The sequence below is a fragment of the Actinoplanes sp. NPDC048988 genome (assembly GCF_043197815.1).
Taxonomy (GTDB): Bacteria; Actinomycetota; Actinomycetes; order Mycobacteriales; family Micromonosporaceae; genus Actinoplanes.
Window position 1 is genome coordinate 24,445 of sequence record NZ_JBICTW010000022.1, and the last position, 22,081, is coordinate 46,525.

The 22,081-nt window shown below is 70.5% G+C and carries 22 protein-coding genes; 9 read left to right on the plus strand and 13 right to left on the minus strand.

Features of this window, described 5'->3' with window-relative positions; genetic code table 11:
* The first annotated feature begins 11 nt into the window (after positions 1-11).
* Complete coding sequence (locus tag ACGFJ7_RS41465; protein WP_360260465.1) at positions 12-935, plus strand: alpha/beta hydrolase; 924 nt, start codon at positions 12-14, stop codon at positions 933-935.
* Here ACGFJ7_RS41465 and ACGFJ7_RS41470 read toward each other — a convergent pair.
* The 4 genes from ACGFJ7_RS41470 to ACGFJ7_RS41485 all read right to left on the minus strand — a co-directional run bounded on the left by ACGFJ7_RS41470 (position 932) and on the right by ACGFJ7_RS41485 (position 5,450).
* On the minus strand, positions 932-1,297 hold the full coding sequence (locus ACGFJ7_RS41470; protein WP_360260467.1) for a hypothetical protein: 366 nt from the start codon (positions 1,295-1,297) through the stop codon (positions 932-934). The two genes, ACGFJ7_RS41465 and ACGFJ7_RS41470, sit on opposite strands and share 4 nt — an antisense overlap.
* Positions 1,294-4,500, minus strand: coding sequence for an SseB family protein (locus ACGFJ7_RS41475; protein ID WP_392647533.1), 3,207 nt, complete (start codon positions 4,498-4,500; stop codon positions 1,294-1,296). Before ACGFJ7_RS41475 ends, ACGFJ7_RS41470 begins: the two co-directional genes overlap by 4 nt.
* 309 nt (positions 4,501-4,809) lie before the next feature.
* Positions 4,810-5,106: a WXG100 family type VII secretion target gene (locus tag ACGFJ7_RS41480; protein ID WP_360260472.1), complete on the minus strand. Its 297-nt coding sequence runs from the start codon at positions 5,104-5,106 to the stop codon at positions 4,810-4,812.
* Between the two features lie 14 nt (positions 5,107-5,120).
* Positions 5,121-5,450 carry a WXG100 family type VII secretion target gene (locus tag ACGFJ7_RS41485; protein WP_392647535.1) on the minus strand — a complete coding sequence of 110 codons (330 nt, stop codon included), beginning with the start codon at positions 5,448-5,450 and terminating at the stop codon, positions 5,121-5,123.
* Positions 5,451-5,727: 277 nt separating this feature from the next.
* On the opposite strand from ACGFJ7_RS41485, the gene eccE reads away from it, so the two are divergent.
* The 4 genes from eccE (at position 5,728) to rarD (ending at position 9,549) form a co-directional block, all read left to right on the plus strand.
* Positions 5,728-7,581, plus strand: coding sequence for a type VII secretion protein EccE (eccE, locus tag ACGFJ7_RS41490; RefSeq protein ID WP_392647537.1), 1,854 nt, complete (start codon positions 5,728-5,730; stop codon positions 7,579-7,581).
* 93 nt (positions 7,582-7,674) lie between these two features.
* A complete protein-coding gene (locus ACGFJ7_RS41495) occupies positions 7,675-8,055 on the plus strand; it encodes a phage holin family protein (protein WP_360260478.1) in 381 nt (126 codons plus the stop codon).
* A gap of 52 nt (positions 8,056-8,107) precedes the next feature.
* On the plus strand, positions 8,108-8,557 hold the full coding sequence (locus ACGFJ7_RS41500; RefSeq protein ID WP_360260481.1) for a GNAT family N-acetyltransferase: 450 nt from the start codon (positions 8,108-8,110) through the stop codon (positions 8,555-8,557).
* Positions 8,558-8,610: 53 nt separating this feature from the next.
* Positions 8,611-9,549: an EamA family transporter RarD gene (gene rarD, locus ACGFJ7_RS41505; protein ID WP_360260483.1), complete on the plus strand. Its 939-nt coding sequence runs from the start codon at positions 8,611-8,613 to the stop codon at positions 9,547-9,549.
* Between the two features lie 13 nt (positions 9,550-9,562).
* Here the strand turns inward: rarD and ACGFJ7_RS41510 are convergent, their stop codons facing one another.
* Positions 9,563-10,282, minus strand: coding sequence for a zf-HC2 domain-containing protein (locus ACGFJ7_RS41510; RefSeq protein WP_360260485.1), 720 nt, complete (start codon positions 10,280-10,282; stop codon positions 9,563-9,565).
* A gap of 89 nt (positions 10,283-10,371) precedes the next feature.
* Entirely contained in the window at positions 10,372-11,166 is a 795-nt protein-coding gene (locus ACGFJ7_RS41515; RefSeq protein ID WP_097327878.1) for an IclR family transcriptional regulator, read from the minus strand.
* A 199-nt stretch (positions 11,167-11,365) separates the two neighbouring features.
* On the opposite strand from ACGFJ7_RS41515, the gene ACGFJ7_RS41520 reads away from it, so the two are divergent.
* The 3 genes from ACGFJ7_RS41520 to ACGFJ7_RS41530 all read left to right on the plus strand — a co-directional run bounded on the left by ACGFJ7_RS41520 (position 11,366) and on the right by ACGFJ7_RS41530 (position 13,635).
* A complete protein-coding gene (locus ACGFJ7_RS41520) occupies positions 11,366-11,908 on the plus strand; it encodes a PadR family transcriptional regulator (RefSeq protein WP_360260488.1) in 543 nt (180 codons plus the stop codon).
* Complete coding sequence (locus ACGFJ7_RS41525; protein ID WP_360260490.1) at positions 11,892-12,539, plus strand: GyrI-like domain-containing protein; 648 nt, start codon at positions 11,892-11,894, stop codon at positions 12,537-12,539. The genes ACGFJ7_RS41520 and ACGFJ7_RS41525 overlap by 17 nt, the downstream gene beginning before the upstream one ends.
* A gap of 82 nt (positions 12,540-12,621) precedes the next feature.
* Positions 12,622-13,635: a polyprenyl synthetase family protein gene (locus ACGFJ7_RS41530; protein ID WP_360260492.1), complete on the plus strand. Its 1,014-nt coding sequence runs from the start codon at positions 12,622-12,624 to the stop codon at positions 13,633-13,635.
* Between the two features lie 258 nt (positions 13,636-13,893).
* Here ACGFJ7_RS41530 and ACGFJ7_RS41535 read toward each other — a convergent pair whose 3' ends face one another.
* Complete coding sequence (locus ACGFJ7_RS41535; RefSeq protein WP_392647542.1) at positions 13,894-14,766, minus strand: alpha/beta fold hydrolase; 873 nt, start codon at positions 14,764-14,766, stop codon at positions 13,894-13,896.
* Between the two features lie 34 nt (positions 14,767-14,800).
* On the opposite strand from ACGFJ7_RS41535, the gene ACGFJ7_RS41540 reads away from it, so the two are divergent.
* Entirely contained in the window at positions 14,801-15,415 is a 615-nt protein-coding gene (locus tag ACGFJ7_RS41540) for a hypothetical protein (RefSeq protein ID WP_392647544.1), read from the plus strand.
* Between the two features lie 27 nt (positions 15,416-15,442).
* On the opposite strand, the gene nuoN is transcribed toward ACGFJ7_RS41540, so the two are convergent.
* From nuoN to nuoI, 6 genes are read right to left on the minus strand one after another with little or no spacing between them, the layout of a single operon-like run.
* Positions 15,443-16,975 carry an NADH-quinone oxidoreductase subunit NuoN gene (gene nuoN / locus ACGFJ7_RS41545; RefSeq protein ID WP_360260498.1) on the minus strand — a complete coding sequence of 511 codons (1,533 nt, stop codon included), beginning with the start codon at positions 16,973-16,975 and terminating at the stop codon, positions 15,443-15,445.
* A gap of 2 nt (positions 16,976-16,977) precedes the next feature.
* Positions 16,978-18,513: an NADH-quinone oxidoreductase subunit M gene (locus ACGFJ7_RS41550; RefSeq protein ID WP_360260500.1), complete on the minus strand. Its 1,536-nt coding sequence runs from the start codon at positions 18,511-18,513 to the stop codon at positions 16,978-16,980.
* Complete coding sequence (gene nuoL / locus ACGFJ7_RS41555; protein WP_360260502.1) at positions 18,510-20,435, minus strand: NADH-quinone oxidoreductase subunit L; 1,926 nt, start codon at positions 20,433-20,435, stop codon at positions 18,510-18,512. Before nuoL ends, ACGFJ7_RS41550 begins: the two co-directional genes overlap by 4 nt.
* 12 nt (positions 20,436-20,447) lie before the next feature.
* The gene (gene nuoK / locus ACGFJ7_RS41560; RefSeq protein ID WP_360260504.1) at positions 20,448-20,747 is read right to left on the minus strand and encodes an NADH-quinone oxidoreductase subunit NuoK; all 300 of its coding nucleotides are present in this window, start codon (positions 20,745-20,747) and stop codon (positions 20,448-20,450) included.
* Positions 20,744-21,487 carry an NADH-quinone oxidoreductase subunit J gene (locus ACGFJ7_RS41565; RefSeq protein ID WP_360260506.1) on the minus strand — a complete coding sequence of 248 codons (744 nt, stop codon included), beginning with the start codon at positions 21,485-21,487 and terminating at the stop codon, positions 20,744-20,746. Before ACGFJ7_RS41565 ends, nuoK begins: the two co-directional genes overlap by 4 nt.
* On the minus strand, positions 21,487-22,080 hold the full coding sequence (nuoI, locus tag ACGFJ7_RS41570) for an NADH-quinone oxidoreductase subunit NuoI (RefSeq protein WP_392647550.1): 594 nt from the start codon (positions 22,078-22,080) through the stop codon (positions 21,487-21,489). Before nuoI ends, ACGFJ7_RS41565 begins: the two co-directional genes overlap by 1 nt.
* Position 22,081 lies beyond the last annotated feature (1 nt).

The window sequence follows — 22,081 nt, forward strand, 5'->3', positions numbered from 1 at the left end:
CCCTGGAGGCCATGGGCGGACGGGTAGATGAGTCATGCGTGCTGGTGGACGGCCCATGGACACATCGATTCGTCGGCGCCAACGGCAGCCGCTTCCACGTCGTCGAGGCCGGCACCGGCCCGCTGGTGCTGTTCCTGCACGGCTTCCCGGAGTTCTGGTGGGCCTGGCACGACATCCTGCCCCGGGTCGCCGACGCCGGCTTCCGGGCCGTCGCGATGGACCTGCGCGGCTACGGCGCGAGTGACAAGCCGCCGCGCGGCTACGACGGCTACACCATGGCGGCCGACGTCACCGGCACGATCCGCGCCCTCGGCGAGCGGAACGCGACAATCGTGGGAGCCGGCGCCGGCGGCATGATCGCCTGGGCCGCCGCCGCGTTCCACCCCAAGCTGGTCAACCGCCTGGTCGTGCTCGGTGCGGCCCATCCGCTGCGGTTGCGGGCGGCGCTGTTCGCCGACCCGCGCGGCCAGCTCTCCGCCTCCACGTCGGCGCTGCGCTTCCAGGTGCCCCGCTACGAGCACGTGCTCACCCGCGATGACGCGGCGATGGTGGGCGAACTGATGACCCGCTGGACCGGTCCCCAGTGGAGAGAGACACCCGAGTTCGACGACTACGTACGCCGATGTCGCGAGGCCATGCAGATCCCGCAGGCGGCGTTCTGCGCGCTTGAGGCGTACCGCTGGGTCTTCCGCAGCGCGATCCGGCTGCAGGGCTACCGCTTCGTGAAACTCATGCAGAAACCGCTGATCACCCCGACGTTGCAGCTGCACGGCGAGCTCGACACGGCGACGCTCCCGCGCACGGCTCAGGGCTCGGGGCGGTACGTCATCGCCCCGTACGAGTGGCGTTTGATCCCCGACGCCGGCCACTTCCTGCACCAGGAGGCGACCGACGTGGTCACCGGCGAAGTCCTCCGCTGGGCCAAGACCAGCTAGATGCGCTGCTCGTGCAGCTCGGAGACCTCGTGTATCGGCGCCCAGCCCTGGTAGACGCCGAAGTCGAACTCCTCGAGGCCGAGCTGGCGGGCGATCGGGGCGCGGCCACCCGCGTACTCCACCCGAAGCCACGAATCGGTCTCGGCCAGCACGATGAACGGCGCGCCCCGCCACGAACAGGTCGTTCGCACGTAGACCAGCTCTTCGTACTCGCTGGGGGTCAGCACCCGCACGTACCGGCCGGGCCGAACCTCCTCGAAGCCGTCCGCCGGCTCGGTGCGGTAGATCCGGACGTTGTCGCCGTCCGGCACCGCGTCGTACTCCCGGCCCTGCCAGGTAGCCACATATCCGTCGCGCATCACTGCTCACCAACCCGGCGCCACAGCGGTCCGTCGTTGTCGAAGATCGCCACCATGCGCTCGTTGCCGTCGGCGTCGATCCGCCACAGCTGCGAGCCGTGCGGCAGCCGCACACTGTCCACCTTGAACTCGGCGATCACGTCGCGGCCCTCGCCCGGGGCGAACCCGTTACCCCGGAACGGCGCCCGCTCGATCACCCAGCCGTCCATGGCGCGCAGCGCCTGCTCGTTCTGGCCGCCGTAGGGGATCCGGTAGAGGCTCGGCCGGTACGCGGGCCAGCGCAGCACGAACGCCTCCTTCGCGTCCGGCTGATGCTGGGAGCCGTCATAGCTGAGCCCCAGGGCCGCGAAGAGCTCGCCGGGCGTACGCAGGTGCTCCACCTCGGTCGCCCGGTGAACGAAGCCGGCCACCCGGTCGTAACCCCGCTCCAGGTAGTAGTCGACCTGGTCGGGCGGAAGTGTCTTCTGCATGACGGTTGCGTGCTGGGCGTCGTCGCTGGCCGGCTCGGGCGCGGGCACGGGAGAAGCCGCGTCCTCGGCCAGGGGCGCGTCCGGGTCGGTGCCCAGGCCGGCGTCGGCGGCCCAGTTGGCCAGGGCGATGACCTGCGGGCCGGGGTACTTGGCGCCGATCGGGCTGTTCGGGTTGACGGCGAACGACCAGGCCGGGTCGGGCCAGTTGCGGATCAGCTCGTAGAACCGGACCCCGACCGTACGCGTGGGCTGGGCGTAGTGCTCGGCCAGCCGATCCTTGCTGGTGAAGACAATGAGGAAGGCCTCGCCGTCCATCTGCTCGGTACGGAAGGCGAAACCGGACTCACCGGGCGCGCTGCCCGGGCGGGAGTGGTCGGCGACCGGAACGAGAACGGTGGCGAGCAGCAGGGTGGAGAGGAAAGCGTCGGTGCTGCCACCGCCCGCGGCGTCGAAGAGCTCCCGCTCGACGTCGTTGGCCGGAACGAAAGGCTCGACCGGCGGAGGGGTGCCGTACGAGGGAGCGGCCGGGGCGGGCTGACCGCCGGGCCGGGCCAGGCGGTCGTTGCCCGGAGAACCGGGAATGACCGGCGGGGCCAGACGGTCGGCGGGGGCCTCGGCCCGGGCGGCGTCGGAGCGCGTCTGGAAAGCGGGGAACGACGTCATGGAGGGAGGCGGCCCGGCCGACGGCGAGGTGGCCTGGCGGCGGGGCAGCGGGGTGCCGAAGCCGCGGCCGGGCTCGCTGCCCGGCTGATCGCCGAGCCCACCCGGCTGAGCGGGGCTGGTCTGCCGTACGGCGGGGCTGGTCTGCTGCACGGCGGGGCTGGTCTGCTGCACGGCGGGGCTGGTCTGCTGCACGGCGGCGGCCTGCGGGGAGGCCGGGCCCTGCGGGAACCCGCCACGCTGCTCGTCGGCGGGAGGGGTGACGGTGCGCCGGGGCAGACCGCCGGCGGGGGTGGCCACGGTGGGCTGGGCCCAGCCGGGGTCGAAGGTGCTCTCGGCGGGGTCGCTCGGCACGAAGTGCTCGGGCACGGGCGGGGTGTTGGCGCCGGGGTTGCGCACCGGGAGCGGGGCGTTGGGGTCCTGGAGGTCGCTCGGCGGGGCCGACCGGCGGCTCCCGAGAGCGCCGAACGCGCCACCGAGCGTGGGCGTCGACGGCGGCCCAGAGGCCGGGATGCCGGAGGCCGGGATGCCCGAAGCCGGGATGCCCGAAGCCGGAATGCTCGAGGAGGGAATGCTCGACGACGGGATGCCGGAAGCGGGAACGCTCGACGCCGGAATGCCCGAGGACGGGATCCCGGACGCCGGGGCGATCGGGATGGACGGCGGCTGGTAGGCCGAGGGCACGGTGGGCGGCGGAGCCAAGGGGGCCGCGGAGGCCGGCCGGGGAGGTGTCGCCGGCGGCGGCGCCATCGGCGGAGCAAGCGGGGCCGCGGACGCGGGACCGGACGAGGCCGAGGACGGCGTGCGAGCGGGCAGGCCGCTGGGCATCACGCTGCCGGGGGTACGGATCGGGAGACCACCGGGTCCGATCGGCTCGGCACTGGAGGGCCCGGCCGGCTGAAGGGCCGGCGGCTGAGCTGCCGGCGGCTGAGCTGCCGACGGCTGAGCTGCCGGCGGCTGAGCGGACGGCGGCTGGGCGGTCGGCGGCTGGGTGCGGGAGGGAAGGGCGGCGGGCGGCTGCTGGCCGGCGGACCGGGAGTAGGCATCCGGCTGACCGGCGTACGCTCCGCCTGGACCGCTGACCGGGGGCGCGCTGATCGGTGTGGCGGCCGGGCTGACGGGTCGCCCATAAGAAGGCGCGGCGGGGCTACCCGGCTGACGGAACCCGGGCGCGGCCGGACTCGCCGGCTGACCGAAACCGGGCGCGGCCGGACTCGCCGGCTGACCGAAACCGGGCGCGGCTGGGCTGGACGGCTGGCCGAAACCGGGCGGGGCCGGGTTGGACGGCTGGCCGAAACCGGGCGCGGCCGGGCTGGCTGCTCCGCCGTACGGCTGCCCGTACGCCGGGGCCGCACCGGCGGCCTGGCCGTAGGCGGCGGGTGCGCTGGGCGCGGGCTGTCCCGGCGGTTCGTACGCCGGCGGGGTGCTCACGGGCTGGCCGTAAGGCGTGTTCCCCTCGCCGTAGGCCGCGCTGGCCGCCTGGCCGTACGCGCTGGGCGGGGCGACCGAGGACGGATACTGCGGGTAGGCCGCCGTCGCCGGAACCGGCGCCGCGTCGGTGGTCGGCCCACCCGGGCGGGCGGCCTCCTCCTGGCCGGTGGCGGCCGCGTTGGCGGCGAGGGCGGCGGCCTGAAGGTCCTGCATCTTGGCCGACGCCGGGGTCGCCTCACGGCCCGGCCCGCGAGTGGGCAGCCTCAGGTCGCCCCGGGAGAGCTGGGCGACGAACCATGCCGGCAGGTAGCCCTCGATCGGCAGGCCGGGGTTGACCGCGAGCCACCACTCGAGGTTGGGCCAGGTGTTGGCAAGCTCCTGGTACGGAACGCGCCGGGCCGAGCCCGTGTAGTCGGCCAGGCAGGCCTGCAACGCGGCGGTCGACGTGAAAGCGAGCACATGGGTGCGCCCGCCTGTGCTCCAGGTGCCCCAGCCGAGCGGCGCGAGGCCCGCGAGGGCGTCGGCCGAGACCGGCAACAGCAGGTCAACCCCGGAGAGAATGCGGAAGTACGACTCCTGGTCGTCGGTGCGCAACGCATCGCGCATCGCGACCTCGGCGTCCGTAGCCGGCTCCCACTCGGACACGTCCACCTCTCCCCACGCGCGACGAGGCCATCTCAACGCGTACAACCTACAAGGTCAGGCCGCGATCACAATGGGCGGCAGTACGCGGAGAAGTAAAGCAGGTGTACGACGCCCTCGGCACGCGCTCGGAAGGTCTCCGATGCGCCTTGATCAGTAGCCGGCAGCAACCAGCCGACAACCGATAGTAGCGTCATCGGACTTTTCGGCTAGTACGCGTTCGGGGGACACCAAGTCTCGCAAGAACGGACTAAAGGGAACGGCCGGCGCAGTCACTGTCGACTGCCCGGCCGCCGCGGGATAAATCGGCGCTCACTGGAAGCGCTGAGTCGCCGCCTTCTCGGTGTGGATGTAGTCGTCGACCGACTGGTCGACGGCCACCTTGATGTTCTGCAGGATGCTCTGCAGGTCGGCGGACGCCGCGCGCCACGTGGCCTGCCGCTGCGCGTACGCCTCCTTGGCCTCGCCCTCCCACGTGGCCACCAGCGGAGCGGCGTTGCTCTCGAGCTGGTCGAGCCGGGACTGCAGCGTGCTGATCGCCTTCTGGATGTCGGCGCTGGCGTTCTGGAGGGCGCCGAAGTTGACGAGCAGAACTCCGTCGTTGGGCATGTCTTCTCTCCCCGTCAGAGCGGCAGCTGGAAGCTGCCGCCGGAGTTGGCCACCCGGCTCTGGGCCTCGGTGTCGGAGGTGTCGTAGCCGACGCCGGACACCTTGATCGAATCGGCGGTCTGCGCGAGTGCCGCGTTGAGCTTCTTGAGGTCTTCCGCGTACTGCACCTTGACCTGCTCGAACGCGGCCGCGCCGAGACCCTTCCACGCGCTGCTCAGCACGGAAAGCTCGGACATGAGCGTGCTCAGCATCTGCTGAAGCCCCGCGTTCACGTCGTCGAAGTTCGCGGCGGTCTTCGCCATCACCGCGGATTCTGCCTGCGTCTGGGCCACCCCGGACGTCACCCCGCTCTCTCGTTCGGTTCGCCGATCGCCGAGATCCGTTGACGTATCGACGGTGGCCACCAGGCTAGCCCCGGAAAACAAGCCGTTGGGGCATGCCGTGAGCGGCCGATTACTCTTCAGGTACGTCGCCGACCGTAGCGAAGTTCGTCAAGACGAGAAAGCTCGGAATCGGAACCTGTGGATAACTCAGCTCTGTCCACAGGGCGCCCCGAGGGTGGGCCGATGCCCATACGATGGGCCCGCACAAGCAGGAATGCGGCGCGAGGGGCGGTGTGACATGACGGTTGGTGTGGCGGGGGAACGCGACTACCGCGACCTCAGTGGACCGGCCCGGCCGTCACCCAAGGTCAGCAACGGCCCGGTCCGGGGTGGACGGCTGTTCGGCGTCAGAGCCGGTCAGCTCGTCGCCACTCAGGTGGCCGCGGTGGCGATCGTGATCGGCGCGCTGAACGGGCCCATCGGCCTTGTGGCGGGTGTCGCCGTCGCCCTGCTCCTCTTGGCGGTCACCTGGTTGAGACTGCGCCGGCGCTGGTTGTTCGAGTGGTTCGGCGTGATGCTCCGCTTCGGCGGCCGGCGGCATTCGGCGGCCGCCGCGACCTCGCCGGCCGCGCTGCTCGAGTTCGTCGCGCCCGGGGCGCGCGTGGAACAGACCGATCTGGCCGGCGACCCGGCGGCGATCATTGTGGACGGTCACGGGCTGACCGCCGTGCTCGAGCTCGGCGATCCGGCCGGGCTGCTGGCCGAGGAGTCGGCGGCGCTGCCCTCCCCCGCCTCGCTGCTGCCGTCGGCCGGGGCGGAGCTGCCGCCGGTCCTGATCCAGCTGGTGCTGACCGGCGCCCCGGCGCCGTCGTTGCGGGCCGGCGCCGGCACCCCGGCCAACTCGTACCGTCAGCTCACCGAGGGCCGCCTGCTCGGGCACAGCCGCGCCCTGCTCGCCGTCCGGGTCTTGCGCGCCGAGGGCTGGGCGCCCGACGAGCTGCACCGTTCCCTGTCCGGCCTGGTGCGCAAGCTCGTCCGGCGGCTGTCCGCGGTGCCCGCCCGGCCGCTCGGCGAGGCCGCCGCGATGCGGGTGATCGCCGAGCTGGCGCACGACGATGGCGCCGACCGGGCTCAGGAGACGTGGCCCGGCCTGCGGGTCGGCGGGCTGGCGCAGAGCACCTTCCAGCTCCGCCGATGGCCCGACCCTCGCGTCGAGACGTCCCGCCGGCTGGTGTCCCGGCTGCTCACGTTGCCGGCCTCGGCCACCACGGTGTCGCTGACGGCCGGTCCGCGGCCGGCGCACGGTCCGACCCCGCTCGACCTCACGATCCGGCTCGCCGCCCCCGACGCCAACGCGCTCGGCGCCGCCACCCAGGCCCTGCACAAGCTGGTCGCGGCCGAGCGGGCCGGTGTCCGGCGGCTCGACGGCGAGCACCTGTCCGGCCTGTCCGCGACGCTCCCGCTGGGCGGCACGCCGTCGGTCGTGCCGGGTCTGCCGCCCGACGGCGTCCAGCCGGCCGAGCAGCTCGAGGGCCTTGATCTGCCGGTCGGCGCGTCCGGCCTGATGCTCGGCCGCAACCGGCACGGCAACCCGGTGGTGGCCCGGCTGTTCCGTCCCGACCAGACCCGCGTGCTGCTGGTCGGCGGGGTCCGCTGCGCCCAGCTGGTCGTTCTGCGGGCGATGGCCCTGGGCGCGCGGGTCATGGTCCAGACGGCCCGGCCACGGGCCTGGGAGCCGTTCGTCCGCGGTGCCGCCGTCCCCGGCGAGTCGATCGCGGTCGTGCCGCCCGGGCGGCCCGTCGAGATCGCCCCCGGCTCGGCCCTTCAGCCCCTGCTGGTCGTCGTCGACATCGGCCCGGTCGGCTCCGACAACCGGCCCGGCGCCGGCTGGCAGGCCACGCTGGTCGTCCGCGACGAGTTCTCGGCCGCCGACGTCGACGTGGCCTCCCGCGCCGACCTGCTCATCCTCCAGCCGCTCCGCCCCGACGAGGCCACCCTGATCGGCGGGGCGCTGGGCCTGGGCGAGGTGGCCCAGTGGATGACCCGCATCCGGCCCGACATGGTGGGCGTGGTCAACCGACGGGCCGTCCGGTGGGCCGCCCTCGCCCACACCCCCATCGAGACCCAGCTGGTCGGCCCGCCGGGCCGCTGACGGCCGATATAGGGGAGATCTTCGTCAACGACATCGACAAGATCGGTGTGTGGTGTCGTGCCTGGTGGCGCGGGCGTGGCACGATTCCGGGCCATGGGCCTCATCATCCGGCTTTTGATCACCGCGTTCTCGCTGTGGCTGGCGACCGTGCTGATCGACGGCATCGAGCTGACGACCGACTCCACGTCCCAGAAGGTCGTGACGCTGCTGATCGTGGCGGTCATCTTCGGCGTGGTAAACGCAGTCCTGCGGCCGATCATCAAGATCGTGGGGTGCGGACTCTACGTTCTTACGCTCGGCCTGATCGCGCTGGTGGTCAACGGGCTGCTGTTCCTGCTGACCAGCTGGATCGCCGGCCAGTTCGACCTGCCGTTCCACGTCGACGACTTCTGGCCGAGCGCGGTCCTCGGCGCCCTGCTCGTCGGCGTCGTGAGCTGGCTGCTCAACATGCTCGTTCCCGACGGCGACGACTAGAACCCTGGGATTCCGGTGGCGGGCCGGCAAGATCCAGGCTTCACTCACGGTCGTGTTGTGTGCGAGCCGTGACGACGGATACGAGTTGAGCTCCGAGCGGGAGCGGATCGATCTCCCGCTGGTGCACCGGTGGCTGTCGACCGACGCCTACTGGGCCAAGGGCCGGTCGCTCGAACAGATGCGGGCGGCCCTCGACGGGTCCGACGCGTTCGGCATCTATCTCGGCGACGTGCAGGTGGCCGTCGCGCGTGTGATCACCGACGACTCCGTTTTCGCCTATCTGTGCGACGTCTACGTCGATCCGGCGCACCGGGGCAAGGGCCTCGGCGGCTGGCTCGTCGGGAGCGTGCGCGACCACTATGCGGCGCTCGGCCTCAAGCGTCTGCTCCTGACGACCCGCGACGCCCAGCCGGTCTACGCGGCGCAAGGCTTCGTCGAGGTGGACCCCGGGCGCTGGATGGCCTGCGATCTTGAGGCCGTACGGGCGGCGTCCACCGCCTGAGACCTCGGCCATATGCAAGGACCGGGATCCGGGGAAGACCTTACGGTGGGGTCATGAGCGACGAGCGGCGCGGATATCTCTACGGCCTCGCGGCGTATGTGATGTGGGGCTTCTTCCCGATCTACTTCAAGCATCTTCAGCCGGCGTCGGCCCTGGAGATCCTCGCTCACCGCGTGGTGTGGTCGGTGGTCTTCGTGACCCTGCTGCTGGCCGCCCTGCGGAACTGGCGTTTCCTCGGCCGGCTGCTGCGCACGCCCAAACTGCTCGGCGGCATCGCGATCGCCGCGGTGCTCATCGGCGTGAACTGGGCGACCTACATCTACGGCGTGAACACCGACCGGGTCGTGGAAACCGCCCTCGGCTACTTCATCACGCCGCTCGTCGTCGTGCTGCTCGGCGTCACCGTTCAGGGCGAACGGCTGCGCCCTTGGCAGTGGATCGCCGTCGGGGTGGGCACCGTCGCGGTCGCCGTGCTGACCATCGACTACGGGCGACTGCCGTACATCGCCCTGCTCCTGGCCGCCAGTTTCGGCACGTACAGCCTGATCAAGAAACGTATGTCGCTGCCGCCGGCCGAGGGTCTCTTCGTCGAGTCGTCGGTGCTGGCCGTGCCGGCGCTGATCTTCCTGGCCTGGCTCAACATCGGCGGAGACGCGCAATTCGGGCACGTGTCGGCCACGCACACCGTGCTCATGGTCCTGTCGGGGCTGGCCACCGCCGTACCCCTGCTGCTCTTCGCCGGGGCGGCGAACCGGGTGCCGATGGTCGGCATCGGAATCCTTCAGTACGTGGCGCCGATCCTCCAGCTCGCCTGCGGGCTGCTCATCTACCACGAGCCGATGCCGCCGGCCCGCCTCGCCGGGTTCGCGCTGGTCTGGGTCGCGCTGATCATCTTCACCGTGGACGCGCTGACCAGGACGAGACGAGAGAGGACGGCGATCGGCTCAGCAGCCGCCACTGCCGAGCCGATCGCCACCCTGCCACCCCGCTGACCGGAATCAGAGGTCAGGGGACGTCGTAGGCCAGGAGCACCTTTCCGTCGTACTGCACCAGCTCGAGCCGCGAGAGGCTGCCCGGCCCGAAATGTGTGGCTCCCGGCATGGTGAACTGCGAGCCCGGTTCGGCCTGCCAGGAGCCGACCTGCTCCTTCTGCTCGTCCGGCCCGTAGGCCATCAGGCGGAAGGTGTACGGGCGGCTCGCGGCCGCGCTGTAGTTGCAGACCATGTCCACTTTGGTGCCGCCGGCCGTGCTGGTCAGCCGCAGTGTCGCCTTGATCGGCGAGGCGCCGTCGATCGCCGTCATGGCGACCGCCGGGCCGGGTGGCGGCGCGGCCGGGGCGGCCGAGCCCCGCGTCCAGAGAAACAGTCCCGCGCCGACCAGCACCACCAAGATCGCGGCGGCGGCACTGCTCAGAAGGCGTACCCGAGAGGCCTTGCCCTTTTTGTGACGCTTAGCGGAGGGCGCCAACGTGGCCCACTCCGACGTCGCCCAGTCGCGCAGCGACGCTCCCGGATGGCTCGTGCCACCGCTGAGCGTGGGATCGAGGAGCTTGGCGAACTCCTTGGCGTCGAGGCGGGCCAGCAGATCGGGCATGGCCGACAGATCGGCCACGGCCTCACGACAGAACGAACACGTGGCCAGATGCTGCTCGTAGGCGGCCCGCTCGGCCGGCGACAAGGCACCCAGTACATACGCTCCGTCATCGTGCTCATGCTCGCAGCGCACCCCGTCACCACCCTCCGCTGATCTCCCGCTTGCACCCTGTCTTACGCGAGGGACGAACGTGGAGTTCAACGAAGCCTTAGGTTCCCTTGTCAGGCGGTGGCCGACTCGCCCGCGGAGAGCGCCTCGGCGACATTTCGGGCGGCCGCCGTGAGCTTGGCCCGGACGACCCGGGCCGAAGTAAGCATCTCGGCCGCCGGCAGCGCGCAGGAGAGCACGAGCCGCCGTTCGATGTCGCGGTCGGCGATGACCAGCACCGCCGCGCACGCCAGCCCCTGCCGGAACTGTCCCATTTCGAGCTGCATGCCACGCCGCTCGCCCGCGGCCAGGTCGGCCTCGAGCGCCTCGGGCGTCGTCAACGTGGCCGGGGTGAACGCACGCATGCCGTAATCACGCAGGTAGCGGGCGCGCTGATCGGGCGTGAGCGTGGCCAGCAACGCCTTGCCGAGCGCCGTCGCATGACCGCCCTCGTCGAAGCCGGGGGTCATGTCGTCGATGAACGGCGACCGGGCGCCCTCGGCCGAGGCGGTCACGGCGATGCGGCCACCGACGAAACGGCCGAGATAGTGGCTGTAGCCGCTGTCCAGCGCCGCGCGCCGCAGCGCCTCGCCGACCGCGGGCGGGCCGCGGAAGGCGGAGACGAGTTCCCGATACCGGTCGGCGATCTCCAGCCCCACGATGTACGTGCCGTCCTCGCGGCGGATCACGTAACCCTCGTAGGCCAGAGTGCGCACAAGGTGATACGTCGTCGCGACGGTCAACTCGCACCGTCGCGCTATCTGCTTCACGGTGAGTCCGCGCGGGGCTCGACCTACCGACTCGAGAACGCGCAGGGCGCGTGACACGCTCCGGATCAGATCGGACGGCTCCGCCAGGGGGTCGCGCACAGCTACCTCCGACGCCAGGGACTTACACCATATGAATAATCTTCCCCCGGGGGAATGCCAAAAGCATGTGGATCACGATCGATTTACACGAGCCGTATGGTCAGTAGCACTCAGCGCGCTCGATAGCCGTCCCTCAATCTGAGGATCACTCTGCGCCGCCGCATTGCCATCCAGTCTTATTCTAGCGCTAGAATAGGGCGTGGATCTGACACCGGCCGAGCTGACCGTGCTCGGCCTCATCATCGAGCGGCCGCAGCACGGCTACGACCTGGAACGGGTCATCGAGCAGCGCGGCATCCGACAGTGGACCGACATCGGGTTCTCCTCGATCTATTACCTTCTCGGCAAGCTGGAGAAGCGAGGCCTGCTGCACGCCCCCAACGGCCAGGCCGGCGGAAAATCCCGGCGGGTCCTGCACGCCACCGCTGAGGGCCGCGAGACGGCGGCGCGGGCGGCCCTGACGCTCGTCGCCGACCCTCAGCCGGTCCCCAATCCGCTGCTCGTCGGCATCGCCAATCTGCCCCTGTTCTCGCCGGCCGACTACGCACGGGCCCTGCACACGCGGCTGGCGGCGATCGACGCGCGCATCGCCGGGGTCCGGGCGGCCGCGGAGGCCCAACAGGACCGGGCCGCCCTTCCCCCGGCGGCGCGTGAAGTGTTCTCGTACTCACTGAGCCTCATGGAGGCGGAGAGGCAGTGGCTCGCCGGCCGAGTCCAGGTACCCCATGACCAGCAAGACTGACTTCAAGAAGACCCTCGACGCGTACCAGGCCCGGCCCGGTCAGTTCCGGGTCCTGGACGTGCCCGATATGCGCTATCTCGCGATCGACGGCCACGGGGACCCCAACACCTCGCCCGTCTTCGCCGGCGCGCTGGAGGCGCTCTACCCGGTGGCGTACGGCCTGAAGTTCGCCAGCAAGACCGAGCTGGACCGCGACTACGTGGTTCCGCCGCTGGAAGGCCTCTGGTGGGCCGACGACATGGGCTCGTTCACCACGGCGCGCGACAAGTCCCGGTGGGACTGGACGCTGCTGCTCATGACCCCGGACTGGATCGGTCAGGACATGGTCGACGCCGCGATCGCGCGGGCCGGCGCCAAACAACCGCCGGCACGTCTCGGCGACCTCCGCCTTCAGGCGCTGTCCGAGGGCCGGTGCGTGCAGACTCTGCACATCGGCTCCTTCGACGACGAGGCCGGCGTGCTGGCGCGGCTGCACGACGAGATCATCCCCGAGCAAGGTCTCCAGATGACCGGTCTGCACCACGAGATCTACCTGAGCGACGCCCGCCGGGTGCCGCCCGAGAAGCGGCGCACCATCCTCCGCCAGCCGGTGACCGCCGCGGTGATGTCCGAGACGTGTGCCAGATCTTGATTTTGATCTTGCGAGCGCTACCCCTGGGGCCGTGGGGGTCGGACCCATGTGGCATCGTGAAAGCGTGGTGAGCACCGGGGATATGACGCCTTCCGACATGGCGCTGTCGTCGCTCGGCCTCGACGTCGATCCGAGGGTCGATGCGTCGGTGACGGCGACGCTGGCTGCCGTGGAGGAGGAGCTTCGGGCCAACGTGGCCAGCGCCGATCCGCTGGTGGCCGAGGCCGCGCGGCATCTCGCCGACGCGGGCGGCAAGCGGTTCCGGCCGCTGCTCGTGGCGCTGGGAGCGCAGTTCGGAGATCCGCAGGCGCCCGAGATCGTCGCGGCGGCCAACGTGGTCGAGCTGACCCACCTGGCGACGCTGTACCACGACGACGTCATGGACGAGGCGCCCGTCCGGCGCGGGGCGCCCAGCGCCAATTCGCGCTGGGGCAACTCCGTGGCCATCCTGGTCGGTGACTACCTGTTCGCGCAGGCCGCCGACCTGGCGGCGACGCTCGGGCCGGAGGCCGTTCACCTTCAGGCCCGCACGTTCGCGCGGCTGGTGCACGGGCAGATCGCCGAGACGGTGGGCCCGCGCGGCAGCGACCCCATCGAGCACTATCTGCACGTCATCACCGAGAAGACCGCGTCGCTGATCGCCACCTCGGCCCGCTTCGGCGGCCTGTTCTCGGGGGCGCCGGCCACGTCGGTCGAGGCGCTCGCCGGTTACGGCGAGACGATCGGCATCGCGTTCCAGCTCTCCGACGACCTGCTCGACATCGCCTCGGAGTCGGTCCAGTCCGGCAAAACGCCCGGCACCGACCTGCGTGAGGGCGTGCCAACCCTGCCGGTGCTCTACGCCCTGGCCGGCGACGACACAGACGCTTCGGCCGTACGGCTTCGTGAGCTCCTGGCCAGCGGCCCGATCACCGACGACGCGCTGCACGCCGAGGCCCTGACGCTGCTGCGCGAGTCCGCCGCGATGAAGAAGGCCCGCGAGACGGTCCGCACCTACGCGGAAGAGGCCCGGGCCCAGCTGGCCCCCCTGCCCGCCGGCGACGCCAAGCGGGCCATGGAAGCCCTCTGCGACTTCATCGCCGACCGCACAAGCTGACCGACCCCGCCCCCGCGCAACCCGGCCGACGATCCGAGCGGACACGGCCGATTGTTCGCCGCCGCCGCGCCGGAACGTGGCTGAGCTGATCGCCGCCCAGCGTGAAGAGCCGCTCAGCCCGACGAGCCGCCCAACCGGACGAGCCGCCCAGCCTGCCGAGCCGCCCAGGCCGACGAGCCGCCCCGCCCGACGAGCCGCCCAACCCGACGAGCCGCCCAGCGTGAAGCGACCTGGTCGGCCGCGCGGTGCGGGGCTGGGCTAAGCGCGGCTGAGGAAGGCCCGGATCGCCGAGAGCCAGGCGTCCGGATTGTCGAAGTGCGCCATGTGCGCGGCCTCGGGCACCTCGACCAGCGTGCTCGAGGGCAGCTCGCCGTGCAGGCGGCGGGCCAGCTCGACCGGGAAGCCCATGTCCCGCACCCCCTGGAGCAGCAGGGCGGGTCCACCCCATTCCCGCAGTACGCGCGGCGCGTCCTCCGGGGCCGCCGGATGCAGCCGGCCGGTCTCGTAGGGTTCGTTCCAGTCGCTGGAGAAGCGCACCCGCGAGAGCACCCGGTGCCATTCGGCCAGCCGGTCCAGCCGCCACACGGCCAGCGGTGCGTCGGCCACCGCCATGGCCCTGCTCAGCGCGCCGTCCGCCGCGTCCGGCCCGGTGAGCAGCGGGTCACCGAACGACACCGGCGTGGTCAGTCCACGACGCTCCCGGTAGTCCGCCGACTCGTCGAGCAGATGCTGAAACTCGCGGTACGCCGTCGTGGACGCCAGGATCACCGACCGCACGACCGAGGGATGCTGCGCCACCACCCGCATCGCGATCATGCCGCCATAGGAGAACCCGAGGATGTCGGCCCGCTCGGCGCCCAGATGGCGCACCAGCGCCGCCACATCATCGGCCAGGTGTTCCGGCTGGAGGGCGGCGACCGGCAGCTCCCCCACCGGCGGCGTCCGGCTGCTCCGCCCGCATCCGCGCAGGTCGAACAGAACGACATGTGCCACGTCGCTCAGCTCCGCGACCGCCGGCGGCAGAAACGAGTGGTCCCAGGTCGGCCCACCGTGAACGACAACCAGCATCGGCCGCTCCGGGTCGCCGAAACGCCTGGTGTACAAATCGACGCCGTTGACCCTCTCGTGCACGCCGGAAACCCTACTGGTGTGATTCACTTCGGCCGTGCGCAGATGGATCGCGATCGTTGTCACGGTGACGCTCATCCTGGTCGCGGCCATCGAGGGTTCCCGCTGGTGGACCGGCCGCGCCCCCTACTCGGCCGGTGATCTGGCCGCGCGCGCCGATCTGCGGATCGTCGACCAGGTCACGGCGGAGGCCGCCCTGGGCCCGCACAGCGTTCCGACGATTGCCGAGGGGCAGCAGCTCTTCCTCGGGCATGTGACCTGGCGCCGGCCGGCTCATGAGGAAGGCGCCGTCTACATGATGGTGCTGCACAACCGCACACATCGCCCGCCCGCGATGATGTTCGGCAAGGAGGGGACCAACCTCGCCTCCAACAGCGCGCTGTCCGAGGCCGCGGATCGCTATCCCTGGCTGGCCGGCGCCGACGGAGTGCACACCGCCGACGGCGGGTTCATACCGATCGAGGCCATCGCGCTGTACTCACTCGAAGCCGAGGAGCTGACATTCGCGGCCGTACTGGTCCCGGCCGACGCCAACCTCGGCGGCCGGGTGCCCCGGGCCGCGGCTCCGGCCCAGGCCTCCGATCTGACGATCGCCCTGGTCCAGGTGAACGGGCACGGCCGGGCGACCTGGGCCCAGCGCCTCCTGAACTAGAGGCGCCGGGCCACGCCGCGGGGTGGGTCAGCGGACGAACTGGGCCGCGTCTCGGGTCAGGTCGATCAGGGGGGCCGGGACGACGCCGAGGGCGAGCGTCGCCAGCACGCCGATGGCCAGGGCCGCCGACGTCAGGAAGCCCGGGATGGACACCGTCGGCGTCGACTCGCCGGGCTCGGAGAGCCACAGCAGGACGACGACTCGCAGGTACGGGAAGGCGATCAGCATGCTGGTGAGCACGCCGACGATGACCAGCCAGGTCTGCCCGCCCTCGATGGCCGCCCCGAACACGCCGAACTTGCTGGTGAAGCCGCTGGTCAGCGGGATACCGGCGAAGGCCAGCAACAGGAACGTGAAGACCGCCGCGAACAGCGGGCTCTTGCGGCCCAGCCCGGCCCAGCGGGACAGGTGGGTCGCCTCGCCGTCGGCGTCGCGGACCAGGGTGACGATGCCGAAGGCGGCGAGGACCGTGAAGCCGTACGCCACCAGGTAGAACATCGTGCTCGACAGGCCCTCGGGGTTGAGCGCCAGCACACCCACCAGCAGGTAGCCGGCGTTGGCGACCGACGAGTAGGCGAGCAGCCGCTTCATGTCGGTCTGGGTGACCGCCAGGACCGCGCCGACCAGCATGGTCAGAACCGCCACCGTGCCCAGCACCGGCTGGAAGTCCCAGCGGACGCCGTCGAACGCCACGTACAGGATCCGCAGGAGCGCGCCGAAGGCGGCGACCTTCGTGCAGGCCGCCATCAGCGCCGTGATCGGGGTGGGCGCGCCCTGGTAGACGTCGGGCGTCCACACGTGGAACGGCGCGAGCGCCGCCTTGAAGAGCAGGCCGATCGCGAGCAGGGCCAGACCGCCGTACAGCAGAACCTGGCTCCTCTGCGGGTTGATCACCGCCTGGTGCACCTGGTCGAGGCTGATGCCGCCGGCGAAGCCGTAGATGAGCGCCACGCCGAACAGGAAGAACGCCGAGGCGTACGACCCGAGCAGGAAGTACTTGAGGGCGGCCTCCTGGCTGAGCAGGCGCCGCCGCCGGGCGAGCGCGCACAGCAGGTAGAGCGGCAGCGAGAAGACCTCGAGCGCGACGAACATGGTGAGCAGGTCGTTGGCCGCGACGAACAGCAGCATGCCGCCGAGCGCGAACACGGTCAGCGGATAGACCTCGGTCAGGCCGGGCTGGTCGCCGGCCTGCTTGACGTCCTTCTGGGAGCCGACGGTGATCGCGGCCTGCGAGACGAACGGGCCGCCGCGCTCCAGGGTGCGGTCACCGATCAGCATCAGCGAGACCAGGCCGAGGACGAGCAGCGCACCCTGCAGGAACAGGGTCGGGCCGTCGACCGCGACCGCGCCGCCGATCGTGATCGTGCGGGTGCTGTGCTGGAGGATCACCGCGACGAAGGACGCCACGATGCCGAGGGCCGCCAGGCTGAGCTGGACGGCGTTGCGGATCCGGCGCGGGGCCGTCACCTCCACGATGATGCCGACGCAGGCCACCCCGAAGAGGATCAACATCGGCAGCAGCGCGCCGTAGTCGATGGCGGGCAGTTTCAGGTCTCCCATGGCTAGCGCGCCACCCTTTCATTCGCGACGACCGGTGTCGGGTCCTGCACGCCGACGTCCTGCATGGTCGCCTGCACCGCCGGGTTGATCACGTCGGTGACCGGCTTGGGATAGAAGCCGAGCAGGACGATCAGCAGGATGAGCGGGGCCACCACGATCTTTTCCCGCAGTGTGATGTCTCGCCGCATGGCCGGCACCGTGGGCAGGACCGGGTTGAGCGTGCCCTGCGTGGTGCGCTGGATCATCCAGAGCACGTACGCGGCGGCCAGGATGATCCCGGCGGTCGCGATCACGGCGTACGTCTTGTGCACCGTGAAGGTCCCGATCAGCACCAGGAACTCGCTGACGAACGGGGCCGTGCCGGGCAGGGCCAGCGAGGCCAGACCGGCGAAGAAGAGCACGCCGGCCAGGACCGGGACCATCTTGCCGGCGCCGCCGAAGTCGCTGACCAGGTTGGATCCCCGGCGGGCGACGAACATGCCGACCACGATGAAGAGCAGGCCGGTGGCCAGGCCGTGGTTGACCATGTAGAGCACCGAGCCGGTGCCGCCCTGCGTGGTGAAGGCGAAGATGCCGATGCCGATGAAGCCGAAGTGCGCGATCGACGTGTACGACACCAGGCGCTTCAGGTCGTTCTGCCCGACCGCCAGCAGCGCGGCGTAGATGATCCCGATGACCGCGAGGACCAGCGCCGCCGGGGCGAACCAGCGGGACGCCTCCGGGAACAGCGGCAGGCAGTACCGCAGGATGCCGAACGTGCCGACCTTGTCCATGACGCCGACCAGCAGCGCGGCCGCGCCGGCCGGGGCGGCGCCACCGGCGTCCGGCAGCCAGGTGTGGAACGGGAAGAACGGCGCCTTGATCGCGAAGGCGACGAAGAAGCCGAGGAACAGCCAGCGGGCCGTGTTCTGGTCGATCGACCCGGCCGCCCCGGCGAGCTTGCCGAAGTCGAACGTGTGCCCGCCGACCACCCACAGCCCGATCACCGCGGCCAGCATGAACAGGCCGCCGACCAGGCTGTAGAGGAAGAACTTCACAGCGGCGTACTGCCGGCGGGGACCGCCGAACGAGCCGATGATGAAGTACATCGGGATCAGCATGACCTCGAAGAACACGTAGAACAGGAAGATGTCGGCGGCCGCGAAGACGCCGATCATCGTGAACTCGAAGGCCAGCAGCAGCGCGAAGTACGTCGGCACGGAGCGCTTGCTTTGGTCGACGTCGCGCCACGACGCCAGGATGACGATCGGGAAGAGCACCGCGATCAGCATCAGCATGACCAGCGCGATGCCGTCGGCGGCGAGGGTGAACCGGGCGTCCCAGGACGGGATCCAGGCGTACGACTCCCGGAACTGGAAGCGGTCACCCCCGGTCTGGAAGGCGATCCACATGACGACGCTCAGCGCGAGCACCACCAGCGACCAGCCCAGCGCCACCAGCTTGGCCAGCTGCGCCTTGGCGCGCGGGACGCACGCCACGACCACCGCGCCGACCAGGGGCAGCAGCGTCAGGATGGACAGGAACGGGAAGTCTTTCACGCCAACCACCCAAGCTGGATCGCGAGGAAGGCGCCGACGACGAGGACGGCACCGGTGAGCATGGAGAGGGCGTACGACCGTACGAAACCGGTCTGAAGCCGCCGGAGGCGCCCGGAGCTGCCGCCGACACCGGCCGCGATCCCGTTGACCAGTCCGTCGATGCCCTTGTTGTCGAGGTAGACCAGCGCCCGCGTGAGGTAGATGCCGGGCCGCTCGAACACCGCCTCGTTGAACGCGTCGGTGTAGAGGTTGCGGCGGGCCGCGGTGACGATGACACCGGCCGGCTGCGGCTCGAGCGCCGTTCCGCGGCGGAAGAGCGCCCAGGCCAGCCCGGCGCCGAGCAGGGTGATCAGCACGCTGAGGATGGTGATCCACAGGTGCGGGAGGACCGCCTCGGCGGTCTGCTCCTCGGGGCCGAAAGTGGCCTCGAGCCAGTCCGGGACCACCGTGACCATGAGCCCGCCGGCCACGATCGAGCCCAGCGACAGAATCACCAACGGGATCGTCATGATCGCCGGGGACTCGTGCGGATGCTGGTTGTCCTCGGTGTACCGCTCCGGCCCGTGGAACGTGAGCACGAACAGTCGCGTCATGTAGAACGCGGTCAGCCCGGCGCCGAGCAGTGCCGCCAGGCCGAACAGCCAGGACGTCCAGTCACCGCGCTCGAAGGCGGCCGCGATGATCGGCTCCTTCGAGAAGTAGCCGGACAGCGGCGGGATGCCGATGATGGCCAGCCAGCCCGTGGCGAAGGTCAACCACGTCCACTTCATGTATTTGCGCAGGCCGCCGAAGCGCCGGATGTCGACCTGGTCGTGCATGCCGTGCATGACCGAGCCGGCGCCGAGGAACATGTTGGCCTTGAAGAAGCCGTGCGCCAGCAGGTGGATGATGGCCAGGGCGTACGCACCGCCGCCGAGCCCGACGCCGACGAACATGTAGCCGATCTGGCTGACCGTCGACCAGGCCAGGACGCGCTTGATGTCGTCCTTGGCGGCGCCGATGATGCAGCCCATCAGCAGCGTCAGGGCGCCCACGCTGACCACGATCACCTGGAGCGTCTGGTTGGCCGAGAAGATCGGGTTGGAGCGGGCGATCAGGTAGACGCCGGCGGTGACCATCGTGGCCGCGTGGATGAGGGCCGAGACCGGGGTCGGGCCCTCCATCGCGTCGGGCAACCAGGCCTGCAGCGGGAACTGGCCGGATTTACCGGCCGCGCCGAGCAGCAGCAGGATGCCGAGGATCAGCGTCACCGTCGAGCTGAGCCCGCCGACGCTGGTGAACACCTCGTCGTACTGCGTGGTGCCCAGGTAGGCGAAGAGGATGAAGATGCCGATGGCCAGGCCGGTGTCGCCGACCCGGTTCATCAGGAACGCCTTCTTGCCGGCGGTGGCCGCCGACGGCCGGGTGTACCAGAACGAGATCAGCAGGTACGACGCCAGACCGACGCCCTCCCAGCCGAAGTACAGCATCACGTAGTTGTTGCCGAGGACGAGCAGGAGCATCGCCGCGACGAACAGGTTGAAGTAGCCGAAGAACCGGCGGCGGCCGGGGTCGTGCTCCATGTAGCCGACCGCGTAGATGTGGATCAGCGAGCCGACACCGGTGATCAGCAGGACGAAGACACCGGAGAGCGGGTCGAAGAGAAGTCCGAAGTCGACATGCAGGCTGCCGACGGTGATGAAGTCCCAGAGGCTCTGCTGCGCCGTGCGGTGTCCCTCTTCGAGGTCGGCCAGGCTGATGAAGAAGATCAGGCCGAGCACGAACGAGGCGGCCACCGCGAGGACGCCGAGCCAGTGTCCCCACTTGTCGGCCCGCTTGCCCAGCAGCAGCAGGATCGCCGCGCTGACGAGCGGAATGGCGATGAGCAGCCAGATTCCGCTCAGCACCCCCGACGCGGGGGCGTACTCCACTGCGTGTTCCACGTGAAGGCCCCTTTAGTACTTGAGGAGGTTCGCGTCGTCGACGCTCGCGGAGCGCCTCGTACGGAAGATCGACATGATGATCGCGAGACCCACCACGACCTCGGCCGCCGCGACGACCATCACGAAGAACGCGATGATCTGGCCGTCGAGGCTGCCGTTGATGCGGCTGAAGGTGACCAGGGCGAGGTTCGCGGCGTTGAGCATCAGCTCGATGCACATGAACAGCACGATCGCGTTGCGGCGGACGAGCACCCCGGCGGCGCCGATGGTGAAGAGGATGGCCGCCAGAACGAGGTAGTAGTCAGGAGTCACTTCTCTGTTCCCTTCGGGGCCGCCTCGTCCGCCGTCAGCTCGCGCAGCGGAAGGATCGCGGAGATGCTCCGCTCGGCGCCGTTACCGTCCGGCAGGCGGGCGGGCGCGGCGACCGACATCGTGTTGGCGTACACGCCCGGGCCGGGCTTGGGGCCGGGGTAGCTGCCAGGGCGGAAGCGCTGCTTCATCCGGGTCAGCTGGTCGACCACGTCCGCCTTGGCCCGCTCGACGTGCGCCAGCACCATCGCGCCGACCGCCGCCGTGATGAGCAGGGCCGAGGTGACCTCGAAGGCGAAGACGTAGCGGGTGAACAGCAGCGACGCGAGGCCCTGGACGTTGCCGTTGGCGTTGGCCTCGGTCAGGCCGGCCGTCGGGGTGTCCCCGAGCGAGCGGGCCAGGCCGGTGCCGACCAGGATCGCGAAGCCGACGCCGAGCACGATCGCGGCCACCCGCTGGCCGCGCAACGTCTCGATCAGGGAGTCCGAGGCATCCCGGCCGACCAGCATCAGCACGAACAGGAACAGCATCATGATCGCGCCGGTGTAGACGATGATCTGCACCATGCCCAGGAACGGCGCGGCATTGATCACGTACGTGACGCCGAGGCAGAGCATCGTCAACACGAGCCAGAGCGCGGAGTGCACGGCGTTGCGGGCCAGCACCATGCCCAGCGCCCCGATCACCGCGATCGGGCCGAGGATCCAGAAGGCGACGGCCTCGCCGGTGGAGACGTGGTCCATCACACGGCCCCCTTCGCCGCTTCGCCCGTCGCGTCCGAAACTTCGTTCGTGGCCCAGGGCGCCCGCTCGGCGCCGACCGAGGTGCCCGGGTTGGTGAGAGCGCCGACGTAGTAGTCCTTGTCGGTCTCGCCCAGGCGCATCGGGTGCGGCGGCTGCTCCATGCCCTCCAGAAGCGGGGCCAGCAGTTCCTTCTTCGTGAAGATCAGGTCCTGCCGGCTGTCGCGGGCCAGCTCGTACTCGTTGCTCATGGTGAGCGAACGGGTCGGGCAGGCCTCGATGCACAGGCCGCAGAAGATGCACCGCGCGTAGTTGATCTGGTAGATCCCCGCGTACCGCTCACCGGGCGAGAAGCGCTGGTCGTCGGTGTTGTCGGCGCCCTCGACGTAGATCGCGTCGGCCGGGCAGGCCCAGGCGCAGAGCTCGCACCCGATGCACTTCTCCAGCCCGTCCGGGTGCCGGTTGAGGATGTGCCGGCCGTGGTAGCGCGGGGCCGGCGTCGGCGGCGTGAACGGGTAGTCGGTCGTGATGACCTTGCGGAACATGTGCGCGAAGGTCACCCCGAAGCCCTTGAACGAGCCGGTGAACGTACCCACG